This is a genomic window from Rhodococcus sp. 077-4 (genome assembly GCF_047782425.1).
In the GTDB taxonomy this organism is placed as follows: Bacteria; Actinomycetota; Actinomycetes; order Mycobacteriales; family Mycobacteriaceae; genus Rhodococcoides.
This window is the reverse complement of record NZ_JAJPWC010000001.1, coordinates 225159-237917: the sequence shown is the minus strand read 5'-3', so window position 1 is coordinate 237917 and position 12759 is coordinate 225159. Positions and strand designations below refer to the sequence as shown.

The following is a 12759-nucleotide window of genomic DNA, read 5'->3' as shown; positions in this document are numbered from 1 at the left end:
ACGGGTCGACCGGTGATGTTTCGGCGCGACCGGAGTCGAATCCTGTATGAGCACCTTCACCACGAAAGTCCCGGGCGCAACCATCACCTACGACGTCCACGGTGAGCAGTCTTCGGGCTCGGTCCCGCTGGTGATGATCGGATCGCCGATGGATGCCGGAGGATTCGCGGCCTTGGCCGAGCAGTTCGCCGACCGCACCGTGGTGACGTACGACCCCCGCAACACCGGACGCAGTGTGCGGGACGATGCCGCTGCCCCGGTGAGCGCCGAAGAGCACGCGGAGGATCTCCATGCAGTGTTCGTTGCCCTCGACTGCGGGCCGGTGGATGTCTTCGCATCCAGCGGCGGTGCCGTCAATGCACTCGAGCTGGTTGCGCGCCATCCGCACGACGTTCGCACCCTGATAGCGCACGAGCCGCCCGCAGGAGGGACGCTCCCGGATCGCGTCACCCTGCGCGCGGTGTGTGCGAACATCGTGAAGACCTACGACGACTCGGGTTTCGGACCGGCGATGGCCCAGTTCATCGCGTTGGTGATGCACCGGGGTGAACTCGACGCCTCCTACCTCGATCGACCTGCGCCGGATCCCTCTGCCTTCGGGCTGCCGACCGAGGACGACGGTGACCGTTCGAACCCACTGATGGCGAACATGCGCGGCGGCGGAGTGGACTTCCTACCCAATATGGAAGCACTCCGATCCGCAGCAACGAGGATCGTCATCGCCGTCGGCGAGAATTCGGGGGGACCCTCGGACGGCGAAATGGCCGGGCGAGCCGCCTACGCCGTCGCCGCGTTACTGGAGACCGATGCGGTGGTGTTCCCGGGCGATCACGCGAGCTTCTCCGGCGGCGAACCTGTCGAATTCGCGGCCAAGCTACGAGAGGTGCTCGCCTGACCGCACATTGCTGTCGAATCGGGTGCAGGTGACCGCGCTGAGCGCGGTTCACTGCACCCGATTCAGTCTTCGAGGACGCTGACGCTCACGCCGTACGGCAAAAATCGGACGCGTCGACGCGGGTCGGTGTTGTCCTTGTGCGCACGAAGGGCATCGAGTTCGGTGGCGTAGAGCTGATCGATCTGCGGTGATCCGGCGTCGTCGACGCTGTAGATCGCCCAGACTCCGTCGCCCTTCTGGCCGGTGGTCTCGGGCTCCGGTGGAGCTTTGGGTGCCCCGGCGTTGGAGGCGAACAGTGAGCCGACCACCTCGCGCAGTCCTTCGGTCGCCTCTCGCGCGAACTTGTCGAAATCGTCGGATCCGAATCCGAAGGGTCCTTGGTTGGCCATGGCCGTACCTCCTGAGGTGATACTCCAGTATGCGCGTTTTCTCCGAACAGCCGCCGATCGTCCGAACGTTCGGATTGCCGGGTGGCTCAGGGCCGGTCATGGTGTTCCTGCACGGGATCGGTTCGGCCGGCGTCCCGGCGTTCGGGGCCGTCGCCACCGATCCAGCGTTCGAGGGTCGTGAGCGGCTACTGCTGGATCTGCTCGGCCACGGATTCAGCGACCGTCCGCACAGCCTGGGCTACTCGCTCGACGACCACGCTGCCGCGATTGCAGATGTGCTCGATCGGCGGAACCTCTCGGCGGTGGACCTCGTGGGGCACAGCCTGGGTGGGTCGATTGCGATCGTGCTCGCCTACCGACGACCGGATCTGGTGGGCCGGTTGGTCGTGCTCGAACCCAATCTGCTGCCGTGGGACGGCACTGCCAGCGTCGAGATCGCCCGACAGTCCGAGAGTGCATTCGTCGAGAGCGGAATCGCCGCGGTGATCGCCGACGCCGATCCGAAGTGGGCGTCCACCCTGCGTGTTGCCGATCCGATCGCTCTCCACCGCACTGCCGTCGGGCTGTGTCTGGGTCCGGAGCCGACAGTGCAGTCCATGCTCGAGTCGCTGCCCATTCCGAGGACGTTCGCGTTCGGCGAGCGCACCGGTGCGCCGAGTCAGGAAGCTGAACTGACTGCGTCCGGGGTGGCCGTCGCACGCATCGATGACGCCGGCCACGTCATGATGGCCGACAACCACTGCGGCGTCGTCGAGTTGCTACGCGTTGCCCTGCTGCAGTCGGGCACCGATGGTGTTGTGCAGCGCGCGCAGTGAGTTCTGGCCCAATGAGACCGTCTGTGACTCGACGTATCGCAACAGATGCGTGTCGTTGAGAACCTTCTCGCTCGACTGGATCAGCACTGTGCCCGCGCCGGTGAAGTCGAACTGACGCTCCTCGCCGCTGTTGGCTCCGAGGAATCCGCGGGCCGCGCCGAGGAAGCTCTGCATCCAGTCGGCGTCGAAGTGATGCGACGGTGACGGGCAATCTGCCCATCCCACAAGCGCTTCCGGGTCGATGCGCAAAGGCGGCTCGGCGAACATCACGGTGCCGTTGGACGACGCGAGAAACTTACCGGTACCGAGCAGAGTCAAGAAGCCGGGCACGATCGACTGCTTGAGATCCAGAGTCGGCTCGAACGCAAGGAGATTCGCGGCGCGGATCGTGAGGTTGCCGTCGTCGAGGTCGTAGCTGTTGATGTTGAATCCGCGATCGCCGAGGATCAACTTGCCCTGACCCTGCGCCAGCACCCAGTCGTTCGAGTACAGCGGAGACGAGAACCGTGCCGCGACGATGGCGGGCATCGACGTCTGCCCGAGCGGCTCGAAACGAACGTTGCCGTAGTACGCGATCATCGCGCCCTTCGACGTGAACCACGGTTGACCGGCGAGCTCGACGCAGTATGCGTAGTCGTTGCCGGGGACATTGTCGTTGGCAGGCAAGGTGTACGGGGTGTGGATTTCGAGACCCATCAGGTTGCTCCTCAGAACTTCTGCTCGGAGGCCTGGACCCACACGGTGCCCATACCCGTCATCTTGAGTTGAATTGCTTCACCGCTGCCCTTGCCGACGGCGTCGCGCCACCCGACGTTCGCGGAGATGTCGACGTTGATGTTGCCGATGTGGCAGACGTACGCCTGCGGATCCACCACGACCATGGGGTTGTTGGGTCCGACCTGCAGGGGAGTCGCGCCGCCGTGCGAAAGAACCGCAACGCTGCCCTGTCCGGTGAGTTGCGTCGTGAAGAGCCCCTGCCCGGTCATCGCACCGCGCACCGCTCCGCGAACGCCGCCCTGTGAGGTCAGGGCCACGATCGAACTCTGCAGGTATCCGTCGTGCACCAGCAGACGGTCGGCTTCGACGGTGAGCATCGAGGAACCGTCGAGATGGATCACCTCGACGTAGAGCCCGGCGTGGCCGTAGAAGACCTCGCCCTGACCCTCGGCGGCCATCATCGCCACGTGCTCGCCTGCCATCATCCGGCCGGCCATCCCGGCGACGCCGCCCATGCCGGGCATGGCACCGGCCGCGCCGCCCATCGAATGCGGTACGAACCGGACGTCGCCGGTGTAGTAGAGCATCGATCCACGACGTGCGAGCACGTTCTGATTCGGTGCCAGAACGGATTTCACGACTTTGCTGTTGACGAGTTCGAGCGGCACGTCAGCGCTCCTCGGGTTGGATGTAGACGACGCCCTGGCCGTCGAAGCGGAGGGAGAACGCCTCGCCGCTACCGCCGCCGATGGCGGAACGCCACGTGACGTCGGTGACGAAGCTCTGATTCAGTTGGCCGCGATGGGCGACGAAGGCGTCGGGATCGACGACGAGGGGGTACTGCGGGTCGACAGCAAGGGCGATGATCGGCCCACCCTTCGACAGCAGTGCCACGGTGCCGGATCCGCTGACGACGGTGGTGAACAAACCTTGTCCCGACGTTGCGCCGCGGAGGCCGGAGAATTTCACATCTGTCTTCAATTGCCCTGTGAGAGCAAGTAATTGAGACGATTCGACGTGCAGGTTGTCTCCCTGCACCTCCACCAGAGTGATGTCCTGGGCGTCGACGGCGAAGTAGACGGTGCCCTTGCCCGACACGTCCATCAGCGACAGCGATTCGCCGGTCACCTTCTGTTTGAGCGCGGCACGAAATCCACCGCCGCCGCCCATTCCGGCGCTCTTGAAGGCGACATCGCCCTCGTACGCCACCATCGAACCCGACATCGCGCGCAGGGAGTCGCCGGTCAGGTCTGCGACCAAGACGCGGTGCCCGTTCATCCTCAGCTGAGCCACGGGGGAACTATGCCACTGCACGCGCCCCGTGGCTACTGGTAGCTCGATATTCGGGCACGCTGGTCAACGACGCCGGTACAACCGTTCCGGCCGCCCGGCCCGGCCGTATTGCAACCTGATGTCGAGAACCTCGTGTGTCAGGTAGTGCTCGAGGTAGCGGCGCGCGCTGACGCGCGAAATCCCGACGAGGTCGGCACACTCGCTCGCGGAGAGTTCGGTACCCGGCGTGATGACGTTCAGTACCGACTTTCCCGTCTCGGCGGACATTCCCTTGGGTAACTGCACGCGTTCGGCAGCGGCGGTCCCGCGACCGAACAGGGCGTCGACGACACCCTGGTCCAGCCGATCCGAGGACAGCGCCTTCCGGCGAGCGAGGTAGGCCTCGAGCTTCTCGCGCAGATTCGTGTACTCGAACGGTTTGATCAGGTAGTCCGCAGCACCACCGCTCAATGCCGTGCTGACCGTGTCCAGTTCACGCGCAGCCGTGATCATGATGACGTCGACGGCATTGTTGTCCGCACGTAGAGCGCGCAGTACGTCCAGGCCCGAGCCGTCGGGGAGATGAACGTCGAGCAGGATCAGATCCGGCCTAAGTTCGGCAGCGGCCGTGAGGGCAGCGGCCGCTGTGTGAGCCACGCCCACCGCACGGAAACCGTCCGTTCGATCGACGAAACGACGATGAATGTCGGCGACCATGAAGTCGTCGTCGACCACGAGAACGCCCGTCAACGCCATCATCGGTCTCCTGTGCTCGCGTGCCCCGGCAACGGGATTCGTACCCGAAATCTAGCGCCACCGGCGGGGGCGTCGTCCACCACGGCCGTTCCCCCGTGTTGAGTACTCACCAATCTGACGAGAGCGAGGCCGATGCCGCGTCCGCCGGGCAGGTCCGGTTTCGAGGTCACGCCCCGGGAGAACACCGACTGCCGCATGTCCTCCGGCACTCCGGGGCCCGAGTCGGTCACCTCGACGACCAGGTCGTCGGTGTCGTTCACCGTGACCGTGATGGCGCGCTCTCCGGAATCCCGCGATGCGTCGAGTGCGTTGTCCACCAGATTGCCCACCACGGTGATGACGTCCGTCGACATCACCGGATCGAGTGGGCGCAGGTTGGACGAGGGGTCGACCGTCAATCGCGCGCCGACCTCTGCGGCCAACGATGTCTTCGCGATCAGCAGCGCCGCGACCGCCGGATCGTGGATGTAGGTGGTGATCGATTCGCTGATCGCTGCACGCTTGCGAGTGAGGGTTCCGACGAGTGCCGTCACCTCGTCGTAGCTGCCCAGCTGGGCCAGTCCGGAGATGGTGTGCAGTTGATTGGCGAACTCGTGCGTCTGGGCGCGCAATGTGTCGGTGACACTGCGGTGCGAGGTCAGCTGACTCTGCATCGACGCGAGCTCGGTGCTGTCACGCATCGTGGTGACCGTGCCGATGTGCTGGCCGCGACTGGTGGCAGTGCGGCGGTTGAGTGCGAGAACCCGGTGCGCGGTGGTGACGATGAAGTCCGCCACCTCCCCGTCGGACAGCAGGACCTCGAGCACCCCGTCGTCGATGCCGACGTCGCCCACCGGCTTGCCGACGACGGTGGGATCGAGACCGAGGAGGGTGCAGGCGCTGTCGTTGACGACGGTGATCCTGCCGTCGTTCCCCACCGCGATCACGCCCTCGCGAATGCTGTGCAACAACGCTTCTCGGTGATCGGCAAGACTCGCTATCTCGGCCGTCTCCAGGCCGAGCGTGTGTCGTCGAATTCGACGCGAGAGCAACCATGACCCCGTGGCACCGAGACCGGCACCGATCGCGAGGTACAGGATCAGCCTGGTTCCGGACTCGGACAACAACATCCACGTCGACGGATACAACTCCGCGACGGTGACGATGGCCAGGACCGAGCCGTCGGGAGCGAGCACGGGGACGTGGCCGGCAATGGATCGAGCACCTGCCGACTCGACGTCACCGGACCATCCACGGCCGTCGAGAACGTCACTGTCCCCCAGCTCCGCGTCGCTACCGACGCGGGTGGGATCGGTGGACACGATCACGACACCGTCGATGGACACGATCTCCGCCAGTGACGCACCGGAGAGGGCCACTGCTCGATCCACCTCGGGCGCGAGCACTCGGTCGACCAAAGCAGCATCGAGCTGATCACGCACTATCGGTGTTGACGCGAGATTCTCGGCCACGGCAAGCATCCGTGCTCCGCGTAGGTCGCGAAACTCGTCGGTGGATTGCTCGATGGAAATTGCTGCGACGGCACCGAGTACGAGGGTGAGGACGGCGAGCTGAAGCAGCAGGTACTGCCCGGCGAGGGTGAGGGTGTGCCGTCGGCTGACTGCTCGTCGACTCTGTCGTGACCACAAAGAACTTAACTTCCATTGGTTTCTCAAAAGTGACTTGCATCACTGACGGGCTGATACTTGCTACCGATCACAGTCTCACAGAGACCGAACCGAAACGAGGACCGATGCCCAGAAGGCTGACAGTGGTGTTGGCGCTGATCCCACTGCTCGTGCTGGCGCTCGCATCGTGTGGCGTCACCAGAGGTGACGACGGCGAAGGACTGCACCGCATTCGAATGATGGTGCCCAACAGTCCCGGTGGAGGTTACGACCTCACCGCACGAAGCGCAGTGAAGATCATGGAAGAAACCGACATCACCGGCCGCGTCGAGGTCTTCAACGTCATCGGAGCAGGCGGAACCGTCGCCATGGCTCGATTGATGAACGAGGCGGGCAACGACGACCTGATGATGATGATGGGACTCGGTGTCGTCGGCGCGATGTACACCAACGGCTCGACCGATCGAGTCTCCGACGCCACCCCGCTCGCCAAGATCGTCGAAGAGCAGGAGGGGCTTCTCGTGCCCGCGGATTCGCCGTTCCAGACCGTCGGCGACTTCGTCGCGGCATGGAAAGCAGATCCGTCTTCGGTGACGATCGGCGGAGGATCCTCTCCGGGCGGGCCCGACCACCTGTTCCCGATGGAAACCGCTCGCACGGTTGGCGTGGATCCGAAGGCCGTGAACTACGTGTCCTACGACGGCGGCGGAGATCTGTTGACGGCTCTGCTGGGCAACAAGATTTCCGTTGGCACGTCGGGGTTGGGTGAGTACGTCGACCAGATCGAGGCCGGACAGGTGCGGGTACTGGCCGTATCGGGAGCCGAGCGACTGCCCGACATCGATGCACCGACCCTCACCGAAGCCGGCATCGATCTGCAGTTCACCAACTGGCGTGGTGTTCTCGCACCGCCCGGCACACCCGAAGACGTTCGTGCACAGATGGTTGCGGCACTGACCGAGCTGCACGGCACCGACGAATGGAAGGAAGCGCTCGTGACGAACGGATGGATCGACGCATTCGAGACGGGACCTGACTTCGAGCAGTTCCTGCGCGATCAGGATGCCCGAGTCGAGTCCACACTCACAGAACTGGGACTCGTATGACCGCCACCGTGGACCGCAGTGACGGTAACGGCGAGGCCGGAACGGAACCGGTCGGCCCGGACCGTGCGCAGCTCCTGGTCTGCGCGGTACTGCTTGTGGTCGGCATCTTCTTGATCGTCGACGCACTCTCTCTCACAGCCGAATTCGCCAAAGTCGACCCCGTCGGACCGAAGCTGATTCCGATCGTCGTCGGAATCGCGATGCTCGTCTGTTCCCTTCTGCTCGCCGTGGCCACCCTGCGAGGGAGTCGAGGTGAACAGGACGGCGGTGAAGACATCGACACATCGACCCCCGCAGACTGGAAGACCGTCGGACTGCTCGTCGGTCTGTTCGTGGTGACGATCGCGGCGGTGGACACCCTGGGTTGGGTCATCATCGGAGCAGTGCTCTTCGGCGGTGCCGCAACGATTCTCGGCAATCGGCACTGGATTCGTAACCTGGCTATCGGGCTCGTTCTCTCGCTCCTGAGCTTCTATGCGTTCTACGTCGGGCTCGGAATACCGTTGCCTGCAGGCATTCTGGACGGAATACTCTGATGGACAATCTGAACTGGCTCATGCAGGGCTTCGCCGAAGCCGTCACTCCGATGAATCTTCTGTACGCATGTATCGGAGTGTTGCTGGGCACCGCAGTCGGCGTGCTGCCCGGAATCGGCCCGGCGATGACGGTCGCGCTGCTTCTTCCGATCACCTACAACGTGAGCCCCAGTGCGGCATTCATCATGTTCGCCGGCATCTACTACGGCGGCATGTACGGCGGCTCGACGACGTCGATTCTGCTCAATACTCCCGGTGAATCGTCGTCGGTGATCACCGCGATCGAAGGCAACAAGATGGCCAAGGCCGGACGAGCCGCCCAGGCGCTCGCTACGGCCGCCATCGGATCGTTCATCGCCGGGTCGATCGGAACCATGCTCCTGGTGTTGTTCGCCCCCATCGTCTCTCGATTCGCCGTGTCGCTCGGAGCGCCTTCGTACCTGGCGATCATGTTGCTCGCTCTGGTGGCCGTGACCGCTGTACTCGGTAGCTCGAAGCTACGAGGATGTATTTCCCTACTGCTGGGACTGGCCATCGGTCTGGTGGGTATCGACTTCCTGACCGGACAGCCCCGGGCGACGTTCGGTGTCGCGCAGCTCTCCGACGGAATCGACATCGTGGTGATCGCCGTCGCGGTCTTCGCGCTCGGCGAAGCACTGTGGGTCGCTGCACACCTGCGACGTAAGCCGGCCGAGGTCATTCCTGTCGGTCGCCCCTGGATGGGCAAGAGCGACTGGAAGCGGTCGTGGAAGCCGTGGTTGCGCGGCACCGCATACGGATTCCCGTTCGGTGCGTTGCCTGCAGGCGGAGCCGAGCTACCGACCTTCCTGTCCTACATCACCGAGAAGAAGCTCTCCAAGCATCCGGAAGAGTTCGGCAAGGGTGCCATCGAGGGTGTAGCAGGACCAGAGGCAGCCAACAACGCCTCTGCCGCAGGCACTCTCGTGCCGATGCTCTCCCTCGGTCTACCCACCAATGCCACTGCGGCCGTGATGCTCACCGCCTTCGTGTCCTACGGCATTCAGCCCGGGCCGACGCTGTTCGACAAGGAACCGCTGCTGATCTGGACGTTGATCGCGAGCTTGTTCATCGGAAACTTCCTGCTGCTCGTGCTCAACCTCCCGCTTGCGCCGTTGTGGGCCAAGCTACTTCGCACCCCCCGGCCCTACCTGTACGCCGGAATTCTCTTCTTCGCGGTGCTCGGTGCCTACGCAGTCAATCTGCAGTGGCTGGATCTGGTTCTGCTGCTGATCTTCGGATTGCTCGGTTTGATGATGCGACGGTTCGGACTCCCCGTGCTGCCGCTCATCATCGGAGTCATCCTCGGCCCGCGCGTCGAGCGTCAGCTGCGCCAAACTCTGCAGCTCGGTGGGGGCGAATGGAGCAGCATCCTGTCCGAGCCCATTGCCATCGTGGTCTACGCCGTCATCGTTCTGCTGTTGGTCGCGCCCTTCGTGGCAAAGCTCGTCCGACCGCGCACCGCTCTTACTGCTCCCACCCTCGAGAAGACGAAGGAAGACGCATGATTGTCGTCGGATATACCCCTGACAAATTCGGTAAGGCTGCACTCGAGCACGGGATTGCCGAGGCCCAGTTTCGGAACACGGGTCTCAAGGTGGTCAATACCTCCACCGGCGACTCCCTGGCCGATCCTCGCTTCGCCGATTCCGACACCGTCGCCGAGTTGAATGCCACCCTCGATGCCTCCGGCCTCGAGTACGTGCTCGATCAAGGCGTGGTCTCGGACACCGTCGACGCACTGCTCACCGTGATGGATGCCGACGATTCCGACGTACTCGTCATCGGAATCAGGCACCGATCGGCGGTCGGTAAGTTGCTGATGGGCAGCTCCGCCCAGCAGCTGCTCCTCTCGTGCCCCAAGCCGGTGCTTGCGGTCAAACCGCCTCGGTAGCATCCGCCCCGGTCGTGCTGATATCGCCTGCTCCGCCACTCGTGCGGAGCAGGCGACAGCTTTTTCAGACGAGAGGCTTCAGAGCCTTGCCTGCCAGTTCGACGGCTCCCGGCTGGTGTCCGTTGGTGATCAGGTTGATGATGATCCCGTCGATGCCCTGATCGAGGACGCGCTTCTGCACCTGCTCGGCAACGTCGTCGGGAGTGCCGCAGAAGTGGCGATCGGTGGCCTTTGCGGCGTCCTCCTCGGAGAGGTTCGTCAGATCGAGGCCCTGCTTGAGCACGAACTCGCGCTGCAACTCCTTCGCCTTGTCGCCGTCCTCGTCGATGATGACGAAGGCGAGGAAGCTGGTCTCGAGGTCCTTCGGATCGCGGTCGACCTCCTCACACCGAGCCTGAACTGCTGCCACTTTGCGCGGCAATTCCTTTGCGTCGCAGATGATGTTGAGGTGATCGGCGAACTGCGCTGCCAGACCGAACGTCTTCTTCTCGCCTCCGCCGCCGAGCATGATCGGTAGATCGTCGCGGATGCGCGGCTCGTTCATCGCATTGTCGACCTGGTACCAGAGGCCGTCGAACGTCGGGCGCTGTCCGCGGAGCATCGGTTCGATGATCTGCAGGGCCTCGTCCAGACGCTCGAAGCGATCGGTGAAGGTGCCGAATTCCAGTCCGAAGCTCTGGTGCTCGAGCTCGAACCAGCCGGCACCGATACCGAGAATCGCGCGCCCGCCGCTGACGACGTCCAACGTGGTGACGGTCTTGGCGAGGATCGCCGGGTTGCGGTAGGTGTTGCCGGTGACCAGCGCGGAGAGCTGGATGGTGTCGGTGGCCGTCGCGAGTGCGGAGAGCGTGGAGTAGGCCTCGAGCATCGGCTCGTCGGGCTTGCCGATTCCGGGAAGTTGGTAGAAGTGGTCCATCACGAATGCGGTGTCGAATCCGGCCGCTTCGGCCTCGCGCGCCTGCGCGATGACCTGGGGGAAGAGTTCTGCGACCGAACCGTCGTAGCTGAAGTTGGGCATCTGGTAACCGAGGCGAATAGTCACGGCATTCACGCTACTCGGATTTCGGCCCGTGGCACGTGCGAGAGCGCGATAATTCGACGATGACACCCTTGGCATCCACCAGGCAGCCGTTCTCGGGATTCGCCGTGGACGACCTGTCCGCGGCCCGCACCTTCTACACCGAGACACTCGGTCTCGAGGTGACCGACAACGAGATGGGCATGCTCGAACTGCACCTCGGCACCGAGACCGTCGTGCTGATCTATCCGCGCCCCGACCACGTGCCCGCGCAGCACACCATCCTGAATTTCCCGGTGGCCGACATCGAGAGCGCTGTCGACTCCTTGATTGCCAAAGGGATTGTGTTCGAGCAGTATCCGGACATACAGGGTCGTTCCGCAGGCTCCACTCCTGCCATGGGCACCGACGAGAAGGGGATCTTTCGACACGGCGGACCGCTGATCGCCTGGTTCACCGACCCGGCGGGCAATGTGTTGTCGGTGTTGCAGGACTGATTACGCCGTCGGGAGTGGAGCCTGCGGAACGACCTTCATGCGGTCGGGAGTGGAGCCTGCGGAACGACCTTCATGCGGTCGGGAGTGGAGCCTGCGGAGCGACCTTCATGCGGTCGGTGTCCCTTCGGCGAGAGTGATTGTGCCCGAACTGGTTACACCGGCCTCGTCGACCCATTCGACGACGGCGGAATCGCCGGGTAGACGACCGATGAGGGCTTCGGACAGCTCCGACGAGGAGCCGATCGACTTGCCGTCGAACTTCACGATCACGTCTCCCACAGACAAGCCCACCGCCTCGGCCGGGGAATCGGCGGTGACCGTTACGACGGCCGCTCCGACCGCGGGCCTGTTCTCGAAAGCCGACACATCGCGCACCGACACTCCGAAATACGGCGTGGGGCCCACATGGACAGTGCCGCTCGACTGACCGGCGACAACCTGATCGAGCACAGCGACCGCCTCGGAGATGGGAACGGCATACGCCTCAGGAGCCTGAGGCGGCGACGTCTCGGTGCCGTTGCGCGCCTCTTCGGACAACCCGGCGGTGTTCACACCGATCACCCGGCCCCACGCATCGAACAGTGGGCCGCCCGAATCCCCCGCTCGCACATCGGCATCGACGCGAATCATCCGCTCCAGAGTGTTGCGTGAGAAATCCACCGAACTGCTGGTACGAACCTCCTGATCGAGGGCGGTCACAGCACCTGGTGCCGGAACCAATACCCCTGCGCCCGAGGCATTCCCGACAGCAGTCACCGCATCACCCACCTCGGGAAGTGGCTCCGGGGCAAGCTCGACCACTGGCAGGTTCGCCGCGGTGATCAACTGCACGACAGCTACGTCGCGGGATTTGTCGTAACCGAGCACGGTGGCGTCGTAGATCAGTCCGTTGCCCATGTGGACCGCACTGATCTCGGTGGCGTTCTCCACGACGTGGAAGTTGGTGAGCACGATTCCGTCGGGGGCGACGACGAAGCCGGTCCCCGCGACCCCGGAGTAGCCCGCTGATGCCGATATCGTGACCACGGTGGGGTCGACGCGCGCCGAGAGTTCGTCGAGCGTCAGTGGGGGCGGTTCGACGATGGGTGCGACGGTTGGGGCGGGCGCAGGCGCGGCGGTGAAGTCGGCGGTGCCGGGATCGAGTGGCGGTGTCGCGAAGAACCACACACCGGCAGCGACCAGCGTCAGTACCACCGCTCGGCCGCCCGACTGCATGGGTACCGATTATGGCCCGGTGAA

15 protein-coding genes are annotated in these 12759 nt (G+C 64.1%); 7 read left to right on the top strand and 8 right to left on the bottom strand.

Annotated features, from left to right (window positions below; translation table 11 throughout):
* Positions 1-46: 46 nt before the first annotated feature.
* The gene (locus ACNEOT_RS01160; protein ID WP_415971448.1) at positions 47-895 is read left to right on the top strand and encodes an alpha/beta fold hydrolase; all 849 of its coding nucleotides are present in this window, start codon (positions 47-49) and stop codon (positions 893-895) included.
* Positions 896-957: 62 nt separating this feature from the next.
* Here ACNEOT_RS01160 and ACNEOT_RS01155 read toward each other — a convergent pair whose 3' ends face one another.
* Positions 958-1284: a hypothetical protein gene (locus tag ACNEOT_RS01155; RefSeq protein WP_037194906.1), complete on the bottom strand. Its 327-nt coding sequence runs from the start codon at positions 1282-1284 to the stop codon at positions 958-960.
* 29 nt (positions 1285-1313) lie between these two features.
* Here ACNEOT_RS01155 and ACNEOT_RS01150 point away from each other — a divergent pair, with 29 nt between their 5' ends.
* Positions 1314-2099 (top strand): alpha/beta fold hydrolase, encoded by a 786-nt coding sequence (locus ACNEOT_RS01150; protein ID WP_415971447.1) that lies wholly within the window; start codon positions 1314-1316, stop codon positions 2097-2099.
* On the opposite strand, the gene ACNEOT_RS01145 is transcribed toward ACNEOT_RS01150, so the two are convergent.
* From ACNEOT_RS01145 to ACNEOT_RS01125, 5 genes are all read right to left on the bottom strand, one after another.
* The gene (locus tag ACNEOT_RS01145; RefSeq protein WP_415971445.1) at positions 2043-2795 is read right to left on the bottom strand and encodes an AIM24 family protein; all 753 of its coding nucleotides are present in this window, start codon (positions 2793-2795) and stop codon (positions 2043-2045) included. The two genes, ACNEOT_RS01150 and ACNEOT_RS01145, sit on opposite strands and share 57 nt — an antisense overlap.
* A gap of 11 nt (positions 2796-2806) precedes the next feature.
* Positions 2807-3484, bottom strand: a complete 678-nt coding sequence (locus tag ACNEOT_RS01140; RefSeq protein WP_415971443.1) for an AIM24 family protein — start codon at positions 3482-3484, stop codon at positions 2807-2809.
* A gap of 1 nt (position 3485) precedes the next feature.
* Positions 3486-4094, bottom strand: coding sequence for an AIM24 family protein (locus tag ACNEOT_RS01135; protein WP_027495163.1), 609 nt, complete (start codon positions 4092-4094; stop codon positions 3486-3488).
* 78 nt (positions 4095-4172) lie between these two features.
* Positions 4173-4838: a response regulator gene (locus ACNEOT_RS01130; protein ID WP_415973614.1), complete on the bottom strand. Its 666-nt coding sequence runs from the start codon at positions 4836-4838 to the stop codon at positions 4173-4175.
* A gap of 5 nt (positions 4839-4843) precedes the next feature.
* On the bottom strand, positions 4844-6472 hold the full coding sequence (locus tag ACNEOT_RS01125) for an ATP-binding protein (protein ID WP_415971441.1): 1629 nt from the start codon (positions 6470-6472) through the stop codon (positions 4844-4846).
* A 104-nt stretch (positions 6473-6576) separates the two neighbouring features.
* Here ACNEOT_RS01125 and ACNEOT_RS01120 point away from each other — a divergent pair, with 104 nt between their 5' ends.
* From ACNEOT_RS01120 to ACNEOT_RS01105, 4 genes are read left to right on the top strand one after another with little or no spacing between them, the layout of a single operon-like run.
* The gene (locus ACNEOT_RS01120) at positions 6577-7557 is read left to right on the top strand and encodes a Bug family tripartite tricarboxylate transporter substrate binding protein (protein WP_415971439.1); all 981 of its coding nucleotides are present in this window, start codon (positions 6577-6579) and stop codon (positions 7555-7557) included.
* Positions 7554-8093, top strand: coding sequence for a tripartite tricarboxylate transporter TctB family protein (locus ACNEOT_RS01115; RefSeq protein ID WP_415971438.1), 540 nt, complete (start codon positions 7554-7556; stop codon positions 8091-8093). The genes ACNEOT_RS01120 and ACNEOT_RS01115 overlap by 4 nt, the downstream gene beginning before the upstream one ends.
* Entirely contained in the window at positions 8093-9619 is a 1527-nt protein-coding gene (locus tag ACNEOT_RS01110; RefSeq protein ID WP_415971437.1) for a tripartite tricarboxylate transporter permease, read from the top strand. Before ACNEOT_RS01115 ends, ACNEOT_RS01110 begins: the two co-directional genes overlap by 1 nt.
* The gene (locus ACNEOT_RS01105; RefSeq protein ID WP_415971435.1) at positions 9616-10005 is read left to right on the top strand and encodes a universal stress protein; all 390 of its coding nucleotides are present in this window, start codon (positions 9616-9618) and stop codon (positions 10003-10005) included. The genes ACNEOT_RS01110 and ACNEOT_RS01105 overlap by 4 nt, the downstream gene beginning before the upstream one ends.
* 64 nt (positions 10006-10069) lie before the next feature.
* On the opposite strand, the gene ACNEOT_RS01100 is transcribed toward ACNEOT_RS01105, so the two are convergent.
* Complete coding sequence (locus tag ACNEOT_RS01100) at positions 10070-11047, bottom strand: LLM class F420-dependent oxidoreductase (protein WP_415971434.1); 978 nt, start codon at positions 11045-11047, stop codon at positions 10070-10072.
* Between the two features lie 59 nt (positions 11048-11106).
* On the opposite strand from ACNEOT_RS01100, the gene ACNEOT_RS01095 reads away from it, so the two are divergent.
* Complete coding sequence (locus ACNEOT_RS01095) at positions 11107-11520, top strand: VOC family protein (RefSeq protein WP_415971432.1); 414 nt, start codon at positions 11107-11109, stop codon at positions 11518-11520.
* A gap of 105 nt (positions 11521-11625) precedes the next feature.
* Here the strand turns inward: ACNEOT_RS01095 and ACNEOT_RS01090 are convergent, their stop codons facing one another.
* Positions 11626-12735: a S1C family serine protease gene (locus ACNEOT_RS01090; RefSeq protein ID WP_415971430.1), complete on the bottom strand. Its 1110-nt coding sequence runs from the start codon at positions 12733-12735 to the stop codon at positions 11626-11628.
* Between the last annotated feature and the right edge of the window lie 24 nt (positions 12736-12759).